Consider the following 14,285-nt stretch of genomic DNA (forward strand, 5'->3'; position numbering starts at 1 on the left):
TCCGAGTAGTGCCCGATGGGAGGAAAACATGCGTCGTACGTGGATGATCTGTGCAGCGGCCGGGCTTGCGCTCACCGGCTGCGGTGGCGGCAACAAGGCTGCCGAGGGGGAAAAGGCCGTGGCGAGCGGCGGTGCCGATATCGATCCCTGCAGCCTGTTGTCGGCAGACGAGATGACGGCGATCACCACCGACAAGGTCATCCGCACCGATCGCGACGGCACCAGCTGCTCCTATCGCAGCAACCCCGATGACGGCGTGCAGGTCACCGTCATGGCAAGCGGCGGCGCAGCGCAGATGGAGACCGTCCACCGCAGCGCCAAGCTGCTCGGCGGCATGGGCAACGCAGTCGCCGACAAGGGCGGCGCCGGTGCCGACGTCAACGAGATGCTGAAGCCGGACAAGTCCGCCGCCCCGAAGCTTGGCGACGAGGCCGTGTGGGGCATGAACAACATGCTGTCGGTGCGCAAGGGCGACGCCTTCGTCGAAGTGACGCCGCCCCTGATGCACGATCCGGCCAATCATTCGGGCTATCCGCTGGTCAGTACCGCCGACAAGCGCGCCATCGCCCAGGCCGTGGCAACCAAGCTGCTCGCCAAGCTGCCCTAGCGCGCCACCGGGTCCACTGCGTTGACCCGCTCGACGATCAGCGGATCGTTCGGCGTCAACGGCAGCGGCGGCACGGCCTCGGGGGCAATGCCGAAGGTCGCAGCGAGCACGTCGTCCGGCAGCGCGGAGGTCGAGGCGCGATAGCCGATATCGGCAGGCATCGGCTGGTCGAAGAAGACCAGGAAATGGATGTCCTCCTCGCCGATCACTTCGATCTGGTGGGGATAGGAGCGCGGGATGAAATAGGCATCGCCCGGCTGGAGCTCATAGGTATCGACGCTGCCGTCGGGATCCAGGATCGACATCCGGGCGCGGCCCTTGTGGACATAGCCCATCTCGGCGGTGTTCGGATGCCAATGCGGCTCGCGCATGCCGTTTTCCGGGATCGCGATCGAATACATTGCGAGATGCTTCAGCGCCGGCCAGAATTGCGACCGCGCGACGCGCGCGGTGCCATAGGGGTGGTCGATCAGCGGCGTCTCGGCGCCAATGCCGAACTTGTGTGGATCGGGGAGCTCGGCCGCCTTCGGCACTGCTGCCGCCGGCCCACTGCGGCGGACCAGCACCGCCGACGCGGGAGGCCGTCGCGCAGATGCGCCGCCTCGACCACAAGCTCGGCAGCGACATGATCACCGATGTCCTGATCGTTGCGGACTGCCCCAATTTCACGGCCAGGCCCGACCATGGCGACGCGGCCGATCGCGCGCGCATCGCCGCGTTCCGCGCCCAGGTGGATCAGTTGATCGGCAACTGAGACGCGGCAAAACGCACGAACGGGGCCCGGCCTTGCGGCTGCGCCCTTTCTGCGTTCAGCGTGCGGCGCGCTCGATCGCGTCGAGCAACAGGTCGGGATCGACCGGCTTGGTCAGGAAAGCGGCAGCACCAGCGTCCATCGCCTGAGCGCGCGCCACATCGGTGGGATAGGCGGTCATCAGGATCACCGGCTGCCGCCAGCCGCGCCGGACCATCTCGGCCTGCAGCTCCAGGCCGGTCATGCCAGGCATGTGGAGGTCGGTGACGATGCAGGCGAGCGTATCTTGCTCCCTATCCGCCAGCAGCGCGTCGGCACCGGCGAAGCAGCGCGCGATCAGACCGGCGGAGCGCATCAGGCTGTCGAGGCTGCCCCGGACGTCCGGGTCGTCGTCGACAATACCGATGATGAGGGATGCACTCACTTGGCCTTACTCCGGGAAACCGCGGCGCACCGCGCCGATCAGGAACCCTGCAAATGCGCCGACGGCGCGGACTTCGCCATTATACTCAAAGGTTAAACCGGTGAATGCTTTCATCGCGCACGCCGAGCAGCTCGGCCATGCGGACCAGGTCGGCCAGCGACTGCGCCTCCATCTTGCGCATCACATTGCCGCGATGGATCTTCACCGTGATCTCGGACAGGTCCATCCGCGCCGCGACCTGCTTGTTCATCAGGCCGGTCACGACGAAGCCCATCACTTCGCGCTCGCGCGGAGTGAGCCGGGCATAACGGCCCTGCAGCGCCTCGGTGCCTGCCGCCTCGGCCCGGCGCTCGCGATCCTTGTCGAGCGCGGTCTCGACGGCGGCGAGCATCTGGTCGTCGCTGAACGGCTTGGGCAGGAAATCGATCGCGCCGGCCTTCATGCCGCGCACCGTCATCGGGATGTCGCCATGCCCGGTGATCAGGATGACCGGGATGTGCAGCCCCTGCGCGACCAGCTGCTCCTGGAAATCGAGCCCGCTCTGCCCGCGCAGCCGGATGTCCAGCACCAGGCAGGATGCGTCGCCCGGAAGCCCGGCCGCCAGGAAATCCTCCGGCGTATCGTACAGCGCGACGTCATGCCCCGCCGAGCGCAGCAGGCTGCCCAGGCTGCCGCGCACCTCGGCATCGTCATCGACCACACAGACCGTCATGCCGTCTCCATTTCGTTCGCAACTGGCAGGCGGAATCGGAAGGTCGCGCCGCCGCCCGGATTGTTCGCCGCAGCCAGCGTGCCGCCATGCCGCTCGACGATCGAGCGGCAGATCGACAGCCCCATGCCCAGGCCACTGCTCTTGGTGGTGAAGAAGGGGGCGAACAGGCTCTCCGGATCGCCGGCGATGCCGGCGCCGCAGTCACAGACCTGCACGGTCACGCCCGCATCGTCGGCGGCCGCTTCGATGCACAGCTCGCGCTGCTCGGCCGGGGTATCGGCCATGGCCTGTTCGGCATTGAGCATCAGGTTCATCAGCACCTGCTGGATCTGCACCCGGTCGCCGCGCACCGGCGGCAGGCCTGCGGCCACGTCGATCCGGATCGCCACGTCATGCGCCTGCAGGTCGCGCTGGAGCAGCGCCGCCGTCTCCGCGATCAGCGGCGCCAGCTCGAGCCGGTCCTGCTGCGGATCGGCCTTGCGCGCGAGGTCGCGGATGCGGGCGATGACGTCGGCGGCGCGAGTGCCGTTCGCGGCGATATGGTCGAGGCAGTCCGAGACTTCGGGCGCTTCCGGCGCCTCGCGCGCCAGCCAGCGCTTGCCCGACTTGGCATAGGTGATGATCGCCGAGAGCGGCTGGTTGACTTCATGCGCGATCGACGCGGCGAGCTGGCCCAGCGTGGTGACGCGCGAGACATGGGTGAGCTCGGCCTGCGACTCTGCCAGCCGCGCCTGCGCCCGGTTCCGTTCGGTCACGTCGATCGCCATCACCAGCACGCGCTTCCAGCCATCGCCGCCGGGCGGCACGGTGACGCGCATCACCACGTCGATCATCTCAGCTGAGGCGGTCAGGAACTGCGTCTCCTCCTCGATCACCGGCACGCCGGCGGCGAGTGCAGAAAGGATGCGGCCGAGCGTCGCTTCGGCCGCGGGGGTGTGGTGCGCGATCAGCGTGCCGCCGACCATCGCCTCACGCCCGTCCAGCCCGAACAGCCGCGCTGCCGCGTCATTGGCGCCGTGGATCGTCGCCGCGCGCGCGATGCGGTCGATCGCCGCGGCATCCATCGCCGCGCCCGCCGTCAGCATCGCATGGGCGACGGACCAGTCGCCTTCCCAGATCGGCAGGCCGGCGGCATTGAAGATCGTGCGATAGCGCTCCTCCGACACGCGCCTTTCCTCGGCCGCCGCCTGGTTGCGCACGCTAAGCAGCGTGGTGATCCCGATCGCGGTGAGGCTTACCGCCAGCCGCAGCGCGGGCGACCCCAGCGGCTCGCCCGAATGGCTGATGAAATAGCCCGTGATCGCCATCGCGAAGCCGATAGCGCCGGCACCGACGATCAGCCCACGATCATGGCTGCGCGCCGCCATCACCACGACGATGGTATAGAGCACCGCCACCGCGCCCTGGAGCGGGCTCAGCACGTCGAGCGCGAAGATCGCCAACGCGAGCCCCAGCGCCGCCGCGCCGTGCACCTGTCTCGTCAGCCGCCTGCCGGCCGCATCCTCGCGCATCATCGCCTCCCGCAGCCGCTCGATCCAGGCCACGCTGGACGAGGGCGCGCGCGACCGCAACTGCCCGGAAGAGTGAGTTGCCAAGTTCAGCACGCGCCCAGATGCAGCGTGAATCGCGTGCCCGGCGCCACGTCGCTCCAGGTGAAGGCGCCGCCCAGCCGCTTGGCCATCATCGCGATCAGCTGCGTGCCGAGGCCGCTGCCCCTGGGCGCCGCGCCGGCATCGATCCCGCGCCCGCGATCGAACACGTGCAGCGTGGCGCCGCCCATCGCCTCCCCGATCAGCGCGATCCGCACATCGCCGGGGGCGCCTTCGGGATAAGCGTATTTGCAGGCATTGCCGACCAGCTCGGAGACGATCACCCCGATCGCCGTCGCCGCCTCGGGTGATACCTCGACCGGATCGGCCGCGACCAGCACCCGCCGCCCATTGGCGGCATCGCCGCAGCTGCGCTCCAGCGCATCGCCCAGATCCTCGAGATAGGCACCCAGATCGACCCGCGCGGTGTCGCGCGCCTGGTAGAGCTGGCGGTGCACTCCGGCGATCGCCGCGATCCGCCGCGTCGTCTCGTCGAGCGCGGCGCGGGCGATCGGATCGGCCACCCGCCGCGCCTCGATCGACACCATCGCCGCGAGCAATTGCAGGCTGTTGGCGACGCGGTGGTTGCTCTCGTCGGCGATGCTCGGCTCGGGCATTGCGGGAAGCACGGTGATCGGGGCGAAGCCTTGTGGTGCGAAATGCGGTGCCAGGGTCATCGGAGCGATCCTTTCTATGGACGTCCCCTTGATCCCCCACCCCTCCCCGCCGCGCCATCATACGCAGGTTTGGGGCGCTCGGGCCTCAACCCAAACCTGCGTATGATGGCCGCCGAAACCGGGCCGGCCCACATCTCGGGCAACGGAACGGCACCCGCCGATCCCGCGATGATGGAGGACAATATGGGCACGATCACCACTGCCGACGGCGCGGAAATCTTCTTCAAGGACTGGGGCCCCAAGGACGCCCAGCCGATCGTGTTCCACCATGGCTGGCCGCTCAGCGCGGACGACTGGGATGCGCAGATGCTGTTCTTCCTGGCCGAAGGCTACCGCGTCGTCGCGCATGACCGCCGCGGCCATGGCCGCTCGTCGCAGATCGATACCGGCCACGACATGGATCATTATGCCTCCGACGCCTCGGCCGTCGCCGAGCATCTCGACCTCAGGAATGCCGTCCATATCGGCCACTCGACCGGCGGCGGCGAAGTCGCCCGCTATGTCGCCCGCTTCGGCCAGCCCCAGGGCCGCGTCGCCAAGGCAGTGCTGGTCAGCTCGGTGCCGCCGCTGATGGTGCAGACGCCTGGGAACCCGAACGGCACCCCGATCGCAGTGTTCGACCAGTTCCGCGCCGCGCTCGCCGCAAACCGCGCCGCCTTCTTCCTCGATGTCGCCGCCGGCCCCTTCTACGGCTTCAACCGCCCCGCCAACCCGCCCCAGGAAGCAGTGATCCGCAACTGGTGGCGCCAGGGCATGATGGGCAGCGCGCTGGCGCATCTCCAGGGCATCAAGGCGTTCTCGGAGACCGACCAGACCGAGGATTTGAAGGCGATCACCGTGCCGACGCTCGTGCTCCAGGGCGATGACGACCAGGTCGTGCCCTATGCCGATGCGTCGCTGCTCCAGGCCAAGCTGCTGCCGAACGCCACGCTCAAGATCTATCCGGGCTTCCCGCACGGCATGCTGACCACCCATGCCGATGTCATCAACCCGGACCTGCTCGCCTTCGTCCGCAGCTGAACCCCGGGCGCGGCGGCGGATCCCCTTCCGCCGCCGCGGCCTTCATGCTTCAAGGGACGGACGGGAGGATCAGAATGACCAGTTGCCGGCACAGTTCGACGATCAACGAAGTCAGCCCCAGCGCGCGCGGCTGCGAGGAGTGCCTGAAGATCGGCAGCCCCTGGGTGCATCTGCGCCTCTGCCGCGCCTGCGGCCATGTCGGCTGCTGCGACGAATCCCCGCACCGCCACGCCACCGCGCATTTCCATGCGACCAAGCACCCGATCATCGAAGGCTATGACCCGCCCGAAGGCTGGGGCTGGTGCTATGTCGACGAGGAAGAGATCGACCTCCCCGACCAGACCCCGCAATGGGGCCCGATCCCGCGCTATATCTGAACGCGCCGTTCGGAAGGTTTACTGTCGCGCGATAGTCGGCCCATAAGGCGGGCGATGACGAAGAAGACCGCGCCCAAGGAACGCTCCACCAAACCCGGCGCGCGCCTGACCATGCAGGACATTGCGCGCCTGGCCCAGGTTTCCACGCCCACCGTGTCGCGCGTGCTCAACGGCAGCACGCTGGTGACCGAGGAGACCCGCGAGCGGGTGATGGCGGTGGCGCAGGCGCATGGCTATGCAGTCAACCGCAACGCCGCCAAGCTCAGGCACACCCGGACCAACACCGTCGCGGTGATGCTCGATTTCGGCTCGCACCGGCACGGCGCGATCGGCGATCCCTTCATCTTCGAGCTGCTCGCCGGCGTCTCCGAAGCGCTGTCGATCCGCAACCAAGACCTGCTCCTCTCGCCGCCGGGGCTCGAGGATGTCCGCGCCTTTCGCGATTTCTACCAGGCGCGCGGCGCCGATGGGTTCATCGTGCTGGGCCAGGGCACGCGCGATGCGATGCTGCGCGAGCTCGGCCGCGCCGACGTGCCGCTGGTGGTCTGGGGCGCCGTCGCCCCCGACGCCGGCTATTGCTCGATCGGCAGCGACAATTTCCTCGGCGGCGAGCTGGCCGGACGCCACTTCCTGCGCGCCCAGCGCAAGCACTGGCTGTTCGTCGGCGACATCCGCCACGAGGAGCTGCGCCTGCGCTATGAGGGCCTGTGCGCGGTAGCGAAGGACCAGGAAGACGTCACCGTCGATTTCCTGCCGATCGCCTCGATGGCCTTCCACGCCACCGCCGACACCGTCACCGCCTATCTCGCCGCCGGCCGCCAGCCCGACGCGGTCTTCGCCTTTTCCGACACCGCCGCCATGGCCGTGATCGGCGCCTTCAAGGAACGCAGCCTGATCGCCCCGCGCGACTATTCGCTGGTCGGCTACAACAACATCCCGCCGGCCGCCCATTTCAGCCCGGCGATCACCACGATCAACCAGAAGACCGATGTCGCCGGCGCCCTGCTCGTCGAGAAGCTGATCCAGCAGGTCGATGGCGGCCGCGCCCGCTCGACGGTGCTGCCGACGGAGATCGTCGTTCGGGATACCTAGTCGCCGTTCCCGGCCGTCAGCATCTCCGCCTCATCCCGTCATCCCCGCGCAGGCGGGGATCCAGGGTTTCTCTGCTGAACGCCGAATCTCATTCCCCTCCCTGCAAGGGAGGGGTTAGGGGTGGGTTAGAAAAGGTCGGGCTCGATGCCCGGCCTTTTCTTCTTCAACCATCGGCTCGCTGGGCGCCCCCGGCCTTCGCCGTGGGCGCAACCCACCCCCGACCCCTCCCTTGCAGGGAGGGGAGTTCAAACGGCTGGCCATCGCCAAGGAGAGTTGAAAGCAGAGACGGTGTCGGGTCTGATCCTTTATCCTTGAAAACGATATCAAAGACCCTGTAACGCGTTTCCCATAAGAGTTGGGGAGCGGGTGTTGGCTCGAATATTGAACGGCGCGGAAGATATTGTGCTCTTCGCGGAGGACGGCTGGTCGCTCGACGTGATCGGCGACGACTCGGCACGCGAAGGCTGGGCCGCGACGATTCTCGCTCTCTCCAACGGTGCGATCGGGGTGCGCGGCGCCATCGAGGAGCGCGCCGAGGCCACGACTTTCCTGGCGCACGCCTATGAACAGGCCCCGATCCATTATCACGAGAAGCTGAAGGGTTTCGCCACCAGCAGCGATTCGCGCGTGCCCGTCGCGGAGGCGCTGGGCATGGAAGTCCGCCTCGACGGCGAAGCAATCGATTTCACGACACTCCGCTCGGCGACTAGCCGCACGCTCGATCTGCGCGCCGGCATCCTGCGCCGCGAGACGCGCTGGTCCTTCCCGGACGGTCGCCTCATGCGCATCCGCACCGAGCGGCTGGTGCCGCTGTGCGGCAACACGCTGCTGCTCCGCCGGCTCAATGCCGAGATCGATGGCGAAGGGCAGGTCACCCTTCACCCGCGCCTCGCCCCGGCCCCCAGCGGTGCCACCCAGTCCGACGATCCGCGCATCGGCGTGAACCTCGCCTCGCGCGGCTTCGACACGGAGCGGGCGGACGACGATAGCGTGGTCGAGCGCCTGCCCGGCAGCTGCATCGGTGTCGCCGCCATCCAGCGCGCCCGGGACGAAGATGGCTGGCTGCTGGTCGCGACGGGCTACGCCGCCGGCCGCAACGCCTCCGATGTGCTGACCGAACAGGCCGCCGCGCTGGCCGATTCCGCTCTCGCCGCCGGCTTCGAGGCCGCCGCCGCCGCACAGCACGGCCTGCTCGACACTTTCTGGGCCTCCGCCGACCTTGCCATCACCGGCGAGCCGCGCCTGGCGGCGACGCTGCGCGCCAACCTCTTCCACCTCTTCGCCTCGGCAGGCCGCGACGGCCGCTCGAGCGCCGCAGCCAAGGGCCTGACCGGCGAAGGCTATGAGGGCCATTATTTCTGGGACACCGAAGCGTTCATGCTGCCGGTGCTCTCCGTGCTCGCGCCCGACATCGCCCGCGCGATGCTCGTCTATCGCGCGAACACGCTCGACGCCGCCTTCGCCAATGCCCGCGCGCTCGATCACCGCAAGGGCGCGCTCTATGCCTGGCGCACGATCGAGGGCCGCGAATGCTCGGCGCATTACCCGAGCGGATCGGCGCAGTACCACATCAATTCGGCCATCGCCTTCGCGATCGGCGCCTATGTCGATGCCACCGGCGATGAGGCCTTCCTCGTCGAGCATGGCGCCCGCATGCTGGTCGAGACCGCGCGGATCTGGCTCGCGCTCGGCGACTGGGCGGACGGCAGCTTCCACCTGCGCGGCGTCACAGGCCCGGACGAGTACACCGCGCTGATCGACGACAATTGGTACACCAATCGCATGGCGCAGAAGCATCTGCGCCTCGCCGTCTCGGCTGCCGCGCGCGTCGGCGAACTGGAGCCCGAGGCCTGGACGCGCCTCGCCGCCGACATGGCGCTGGACGCAGCCGAGCTCGCCGACTTCGCCCGCGCCGCCGATGCGATTCACCTGCCCTATGACGCTGCGCGCGATCTCGATGCGCAGGATGCCAGCTTCCTCGGCAAGCCGCGCTGGGATGTCGCCGGCACGCCCGCGTCCGACTTCCCGCTGCTGCTCAACTACCACCCGATGACGCTCTACCGGCACCAGGTCTCGAAGCAGGCCGATATCGTCCTCGCCATGGTGCTGGGCGGCGAAGAGGTCTCGCCCGAGCGCAAGCGCCGCGTGTTCGACCATTACGAGCCGATCACCACGCATGATTCCACGCTCTCCGCCTCCACCTTCGCGATCCTGGCGAGCGAAGTCGGGCATGAGGCGCAGGCGCTGAAGTTCTTCGCCGAGACCAGCCTCGTCGATATCGACGATCGCCACGGCAATACCGGCCACGGCGTCCATATGGCGGCGCTCGCCGGCTCGTGGCTGGCGCTGGTCTGGGGGTTCGCGGGTTTCCGTCCCTATGGCCCCGCGCTCCGCTTCCGCCCCACCCGCCCCGCCGCCTGGCCGGGCTACAGCTTCGGCCTCACCTGGCGCGGCACCCTCGTGCGCGTCGAAGTGGCCGGCGACGAGGTCACCTACCGCGCCATCTCCGGCCCCGACATCGTGATCGGCCATCACGACGGCGACATCGCGCTTGCCGCCGGCGAGAGCTGGACCGGGGCGCTCGCGGCATGACTCTCAAGGGCGTCGCCTTCGACCTGGACGGCGTGCTGACCGACACGGCGCGCGCGCATTACCGTGCCTGGAAGAAGCTTGCCGACAGCCTGGGCATCCGCTTCGACGAGGAAGCCAATGAAGCGCTCAAGGGCGTCGACCGGATGGGCAGCCTCGCGCTGATCCTCGGCGACCGCCCCGGCTATGGCGAGACCAAGCGCCTGCGCCTCGCCGCGCAGAAGAACGACTGGTATCTCCAGGAAATCGCCCATTTCGGCCCGGCGGACCTGTTCCCCGGCGCCCGGGATGCGCTCGACCAGTGCCGCGCCGCCGGCCTGCGCCTCGCCCTTGCCTCCGCCAGCCGCAACGCGCCGCTGCTGATCGCGCGGATGGAAGTGGCCGAGCTGTTCGACACGGTGATCGACCCGGCCAGCCTGCGCGCCGGCAAGCCTGCTCCCGACATCTTCCTCGCCGCCGCCGACGCGCTGGGCGCCACGCCTGCGCAGATGCTCGGCGTCGAGGATGCCCCCGCCGGCGTCGAGGCGATCCGTGCGGCAGGCATGCGCGCGCTCGGTGTCGGCGATCCCGCGCTGCTGTCCGACGCCAACTGGATCATCCCGGCGATCGCCGATTTCAGGCTTGCCGACTACTCGGCCTGACCGCTCCCTCCCGTCATCCTTCCCCCTACATCCCGGGATGACGGATCTCAGTTCCCCGGCGAGGGCCCCGTATCGGGTCGCTTGCCAGGCCCGGCCTTCACCGGGGAACCATTTTCTCAGGCCTTGCGCGTCAGCTTCTCCAGCCGCACCAGCGCCGCCGCGATCAGCACCAACGGCACCAGCACCAGGTAGAAGGCGGTCTGGCCCGAGAAGCGGTCGAAGGTGAAGCCCGTGATCATCGATCCGATCGTCCCGCCCAGCGCCGAGAAGATCACCATCAGCCCGACCATCGCGGCGTGGCGCTCCCGCGGCAGCGCGCTCAGCACCACGGAGGAGACGATCGGGTAGATCGGCGCCATGAACACGCCGATCAGCGGGAAGATGTATGCGGCGATCGGCGCGTCGAACCAGCCCATGTCCGCACGCGGCTGGAGGCCCTGGGTGGTCGGCAGGGTCAGCAGCACCAGCGCCGCGATCAGGCCAAGGCAGCCGAGCAGCAGCTTCAGCCAGCCCAGCCGCGCGACCAGCCCGCTCGCGCTCAGCCGCCCCACCGCCAGCGCCGCGACGAAGATGCTCGACGCCTGGACGCTCATCGCGCCGGGCAGGTGCAGCACCTGGTTGTTGAAGGTCGGCAGCCAGGTGCCGACGCCCTGCTCGATCAGCACATAGAGGAAGATCGCCGTGAGGAAGGCGATGGTCGAGGGCAGCACCAGCAGCGCCAGCGCGTCGCGGTAGCCGCCGGCAGCCTGCCCCTCCACCGCCTTTGTCGCGCTCTCGTCGAGGTCGGCGAACCACCACAGCACCGCCGCGGCAACCGCCAGCACCGCCACCACCCGGTAGACGCCCAGCCAGCCCTGCCCGGTGGCGTCCTGCCCGATGAACCAGCCGAACAGCCAGATGCCGGCGAGGATGCCGACCATGAACACGCCTTCGATCAGCGAGGTCAGGCTGGCGTGCCGCGCCGGGTCGGGCCGGACCAGCCCGATCGAGCTGTACGTCGCCACCTTGGCGATGCCGAAGCACAGCCCGACGAGCACGAAGAAGATCTGCATCGCCCAGAAGCTGTTGGCGAAGCTGATCGCCACTGCCCCGGCCGCCACCGCCAGCATCACCCCGATCTGCGCCCGCTTGAAGCCGAAGCGCGGCAGGATCGTCGCGAGCAGGAAGGAGGCGACCACCACCGACAGGTCCTTGCACGCCTCCAGCGTCGCCGCCTGCGGCTTGGTCACGCCGTAATGCGCGATCGACTGGAGGATCACCGTGCCGACGCTGTTCATCAGCAGCCCGAGCAGGGCGTAGCTGGTGATCAGGGCGGGTACCGCCCAGGCTGCGCGCTTCATTATCGTCCTCTCCGTCTCTGTCGCGCGCGAGCCAAGCAGATCATGCAATGCATTTCAACGCCTGCTTCAAACCGCTTCGAATTGGCTGTGGAGGTCGTTCACCCAAAGGTCGAACATTCCCGGCTCGACCCGCCATTGCCCATCGGCCGCGACCAGCGCCAGCTCGGCATGGGGAATGGAAAGCGTCACCACCCGCTTCTCGCCGGGATCGAGGGTAACCCGCGCATGGGCCTTCATCTGCCGCACCGGCCGGGTCCGGCTGGCAACGCGGTCATGGATATCGGCACGAAGGAAAGCCTCGCCCCGCCGCGCGCCGCTATTGGTCACCGACACCCGCACCGCCAGCGCCCCGCCCTTGGCAACCTGCGGCGGCACCTGGAGCTCGGACAGTACAAAGCTGCTATACCCCTGCCCGCTCCCGAACGGGAACAGCGCCCGGTCCGGCGCATCGCGCCAATGGCTCCGCCCCGGCTCCATCGGGTCGGCATCCCCCGCCGGCCGACCGGTGCTGCGCCGGTCGTACGACCAGGGCTGCTGTCCCGTCGCGATCGGGAAGCTCACCGGCAGCCGCCCGGTCGGCTCGCACACCCCGAACAGTATATCCGCCACCGCAGGCCCGGTCTGCTCGCCGAGGAACCAGGTGCACAGCAGGGCCGGCGCATCGCGCACCGCGCCCTCCAGCGCCAGCGCCCGCCCGCTCTTGAGCAGCGCCACCACCGGCGTCCCCGTCGCCGCCACCGCTTCGGCCAGCGCCTGCTGCGCCGCCGGCACGATGATCTCGGTCCGGCTGTTGCCCTCGCCCGACATGTCGCCGCCTTCGCCGATCGCGAGCAGCACGACATCCGCCGCCTTGGCCGCCGCGACCGCCCGCTCGACTCCGCCCGGCAGCGGTTCATGCACCCCGCTCCCCGCCTCGACCACCAGCGGCGCATCCAGCAACGCCCGGATGCCCGAAGCCAGGTCGATCCCGTCCTTCGCATCCCCGGCGAACGACCAGGCCCCATTGAGGTTCGCCTTGTCCGCCCCGAACGGCCCGATCAGCGCGATCCGCTTGCCCGTGCGCGGCAGCGGCAGCAGCTCGCCCGCATTCCGCAGCAGCACGACCGAACGCGTCGCCACCTCGCGCGCCACTGCCTTGATCGCCGGCGTCGCGGTCCGCTGCTTCTCCGCTACCGGATCGAGCGAGCGGAACGGATCGTCGAACAGCCCCAGCGCCTCCTTGAGCGCCAGCACCCGCCGCACCGCTTCGTCCACCCGCGCCATCGGCACGCGCCCCTCGGCGACCAGCGCCGGGAGATGCTTGTTGTAGAACCCGCTCTGCATCGAGACATCGACACCCGCCAGGATCGCCAGCTGCGCCGCGTCGGCTTCGTCCGCCGCCACGCCGTGGGCGACCAGCTCGCGATCGGCGTCATAGTCGGACACGCACACCCCGCCGAACCCCAGCTCGCCGCGCAGTATCTCGGTCAGCAGCCAGTGGTTGGCCGTCGCGGGCACCCCGCCAAAATCGGTGAACGAAGCGATCGTCGCTCCCGCCCCCGCGCCGAACCCCGCCGCAAAGGCCGGCAGGTAGGTCTCGCGCAGCTCGGCCACGCTCATGTCGACCGCAGCATATTCCATGCCCCCGCGCACCGCCGAATAGCCGGCGAAATGCTTGGGCGTGGCGAGCAGGCTGTCCGCCCGGCGCAGGTCGCTCCCCTGAAACCCGCGCACCCGTGCCGCGGCAAGCTGGCGGTTGAGCAGCAGATCCTCGCCCGCCCCCTCGGCCACCCGCCCCCAGCGCTGGTCGCGCGCCACATCGACCACGGGCGCGAAGGTCCAGTGCAGCCCGCCGGCGCTCGCCTCCTCCGCCACCGCCCGCGCCGCGCGCTCCGACAAGGCCGGATCGAACGCAGCCGCCTCGGCCAGCGGGATCGGAAAGATCGTCCGGCAGCCATGGATCACGTCCGCCGCGAAGACCAACGGGATGCCCAGCCGGCTCTTCAGCGCCGCCGCCTGCGCCCGCCGCGCACCCGCCACGCCATAGCCGTTGAAGACCATCCCCACTCGGCCCGCCCGCACGTCCGCCAGCATCGCCTCGGCTCCGCGCGGGTCGATCACCGGGTTGAACACCGCGCCCACCGGCCGGATCTCGTCGTTGAAGCAACTGAGCTGCCCCGCCTTCTCCGCGATCGTCATCCGCGCGATCAGCCCGTCGATCCGCGCCGATGCTGCCCGCGCCGTCACGGGAATCAGGCCGAGCAGCGCCATCTGGGCCGATCCGGCCAGCAGCCTGCGGCGATCGAGTCGCGTTCCCTTCAGCGTCAAAACCTGTCTCCCAGTTCATGTCGCCCTTGCATCAAGGCGATCGAAACCCGTTGGAATCGGGACCTGTTGCCCCGGCGCACCAGTGGGTAGCAAATTCTGCGTGACAGTTGCAGAAAACGATTTCATTATCTCCCCGTCGTGACTAGTCGGGCGTCTCAA

The 14,285-nt window shown here is 69.0% G+C and carries 14 protein-coding genes; 7 read left to right on the forward strand and 7 right to left on the reverse strand.

The genetic code is table 11. The annotated features are described in order from the left end of the window. The first annotated feature begins 28 nt into the window (after window positions 1–28). Window positions 29–607 carry a hypothetical protein gene (locus tag AC1RPL_RS06185; RefSeq protein ID WP_493068376.1) on the forward strand — a complete coding sequence of 193 codons (579 nt, stop codon included), beginning with the start codon at window positions 29–31 and terminating at the stop codon, window positions 605–607. Here the strand turns inward: AC1RPL_RS06185 and AC1RPL_RS06190 are convergent. Further along, a complete protein-coding gene (locus tag AC1RPL_RS06190) occupies window positions 604–1,140 on the reverse strand; it encodes a cupin domain-containing protein (RefSeq protein ID WP_493068377.1) in 537 nt (178 codons plus the stop codon). The two genes, AC1RPL_RS06185 and AC1RPL_RS06190, sit on opposite strands and share 4 nt — an antisense overlap. A gap of 59 nt (window positions 1,141–1,199) precedes the next feature. On the opposite strand from AC1RPL_RS06190, the gene AC1RPL_RS06195 reads away from it, so the two are divergent. Continuing rightward, window positions 1,200–1,361 (forward strand): hypothetical protein, encoded by a 162-nt coding sequence (locus AC1RPL_RS06195; protein WP_493068378.1) that lies wholly within the window; start codon window positions 1,200–1,202, stop codon window positions 1,359–1,361. 55 nt (window positions 1,362–1,416) lie between these two features. Here AC1RPL_RS06195 and AC1RPL_RS06200 read toward each other — a convergent pair whose 3' ends face one another. The 4 genes from AC1RPL_RS06200 to AC1RPL_RS06215 all read right to left on the reverse strand — a co-directional run bounded on the left by AC1RPL_RS06200 (window position 1,417) and on the right by AC1RPL_RS06215 (window position 4,760). Next, window positions 1,417–1,782 (reverse strand): response regulator transcription factor, encoded by a 366-nt coding sequence (locus AC1RPL_RS06200; RefSeq protein WP_493068379.1) that lies wholly within the window; start codon window positions 1,780–1,782, stop codon window positions 1,417–1,419. An 85-nt stretch (window positions 1,783–1,867) separates the two neighbouring features. Further along, window positions 1,868–2,494, reverse strand: coding sequence for a response regulator transcription factor (locus tag AC1RPL_RS06205; RefSeq protein ID WP_493068380.1), 627 nt, complete (start codon window positions 2,492–2,494; stop codon window positions 1,868–1,870). Next, the gene (locus AC1RPL_RS06210; protein ID WP_493068381.1) at window positions 2,491–4,038 is read right to left on the reverse strand and encodes a sensor histidine kinase; all 1,548 of its coding nucleotides are present in this window, start codon (window positions 4,036–4,038) and stop codon (window positions 2,491–2,493) included. The genes AC1RPL_RS06205 and AC1RPL_RS06210 overlap by 4 nt, the downstream gene beginning before the upstream one ends. Before the next feature lie 53 nt (window positions 4,039–4,091). Beyond that, window positions 4,092–4,760 (reverse strand): sensor histidine kinase, encoded by a 669-nt coding sequence (locus tag AC1RPL_RS06215; RefSeq protein WP_493068382.1) that lies wholly within the window; start codon window positions 4,758–4,760, stop codon window positions 4,092–4,094. Window positions 4,761–4,943: 183 nt separating this feature from the next. Here AC1RPL_RS06215 and AC1RPL_RS06220 point away from each other — a divergent pair, with 183 nt between their 5' ends. The 5 genes from AC1RPL_RS06220 to pgmB all read left to right on the forward strand — a co-directional run bounded on the left by AC1RPL_RS06220 (window position 4,944) and on the right by pgmB (window position 10,479). Beyond that, a complete protein-coding gene (locus AC1RPL_RS06220; protein ID WP_493069090.1) occupies window positions 4,944–5,780 on the forward strand; it encodes an alpha/beta fold hydrolase in 837 nt (278 codons plus the stop codon). A 74-nt stretch (window positions 5,781–5,854) separates the two neighbouring features. Further along, the gene (locus tag AC1RPL_RS06225) at window positions 5,855–6,157 is read left to right on the forward strand and encodes a UBP-type zinc finger domain-containing protein (RefSeq protein ID WP_493068383.1); all 303 of its coding nucleotides are present in this window, start codon (window positions 5,855–5,857) and stop codon (window positions 6,155–6,157) included. A gap of 54 nt (window positions 6,158–6,211) precedes the next feature. Next, on the forward strand, window positions 6,212–7,249 hold the full coding sequence (locus AC1RPL_RS06230) for a LacI family DNA-binding transcriptional regulator (RefSeq protein ID WP_493068384.1): 1,038 nt from the start codon (window positions 6,212–6,214) through the stop codon (window positions 7,247–7,249). A 369-nt stretch (window positions 7,250–7,618) separates the two neighbouring features. Continuing rightward, a complete protein-coding gene (locus AC1RPL_RS06235) occupies window positions 7,619–9,841 on the forward strand; it encodes a glycoside hydrolase family 65 protein (RefSeq protein ID WP_493068385.1) in 2,223 nt (740 codons plus the stop codon). After that, a complete protein-coding gene (gene pgmB / locus AC1RPL_RS06240) occupies window positions 9,838–10,479 on the forward strand; it encodes a beta-phosphoglucomutase (RefSeq protein WP_493068386.1) in 642 nt (213 codons plus the stop codon). The genes AC1RPL_RS06235 and pgmB overlap by 4 nt, the downstream gene beginning before the upstream one ends. Window positions 10,480–10,595: 116 nt before the next feature. Here pgmB and AC1RPL_RS06245 read toward each other — a convergent pair whose 3' ends face one another. Together AC1RPL_RS06245 and AC1RPL_RS06250 are read right to left on the reverse strand one after the other, a co-directional pair. Next, the gene (locus tag AC1RPL_RS06245; protein ID WP_493068387.1) at window positions 10,596–11,819 is read right to left on the reverse strand and encodes an MFS transporter; all 1,224 of its coding nucleotides are present in this window, start codon (window positions 11,817–11,819) and stop codon (window positions 10,596–10,598) included. A gap of 66 nt (window positions 11,820–11,885) precedes the next feature. Beyond that, window positions 11,886–14,069, reverse strand: coding sequence for a glycoside hydrolase family 3 N-terminal domain-containing protein (locus AC1RPL_RS06250; protein WP_493069091.1), 2,184 nt, complete (start codon window positions 14,067–14,069; stop codon window positions 11,886–11,888). Between the last annotated feature and the right edge of the window lie 216 nt (window positions 14,070–14,285).

The organism is Sphingomonas sp. GW821-FHT12D09, from assembly GCF_058807215.1.

Coding starts and splice junctions, on each gene's coding strand:
- AC1RPL_RS06185 (WP_493068376.1), top strand. CDS start 29: ATGCGTCGTACGTGGATGATCTGTGCAGCGGCCGGGCTTGCGCTCACC.
- AC1RPL_RS06195 (WP_493068378.1), top strand. CDS start 1,200: ATGCGCCGCCTCGACCACAAGCTCGGCAGCGACATGATCACCGATGTC.
- AC1RPL_RS06205 (WP_493068380.1), bottom strand. CDS start 2,494: ATGACGGTCTGTGTGGTCGATGACGATGCCGAGGTGCGCGGCAGCCTG.
- AC1RPL_RS06215 (WP_493068382.1), bottom strand. CDS start 4,760: ATGACCCTGGCACCGCATTTCGCACCACAAGGCTTCGCCCCGATCACC.
- AC1RPL_RS06220 (WP_493069090.1), top strand. CDS start 4,944: ATGGGCACGATCACCACTGCCGACGGCGCGGAAATCTTCTTCAAGGAC.
- AC1RPL_RS06225 (WP_493068383.1), top strand. CDS start 5,855: ATGACCAGTTGCCGGCACAGTTCGACGATCAACGAAGTCAGCCCCAGC.
- AC1RPL_RS06230 (WP_493068384.1), top strand. CDS start 6,212: ATGACGAAGAAGACCGCGCCCAAGGAACGCTCCACCAAACCCGGCGCG.
- pgmB (WP_493068386.1), top strand. CDS start 9,838: ATGACTCTCAAGGGCGTCGCCTTCGACCTGGACGGCGTGCTGACCGAC.
- AC1RPL_RS06245 (WP_493068387.1), bottom strand. CDS start 11,819: ATGAAGCGCGCAGCCTGGGCGGTACCCGCCCTGATCACCAGCTACGCC.
- AC1RPL_RS06250 (WP_493069091.1), bottom strand. CDS start 14,069: ATGGCGCTGCTCGGCCTGATTCCCGTGACGGCGCGGGCAGCATCGGCG.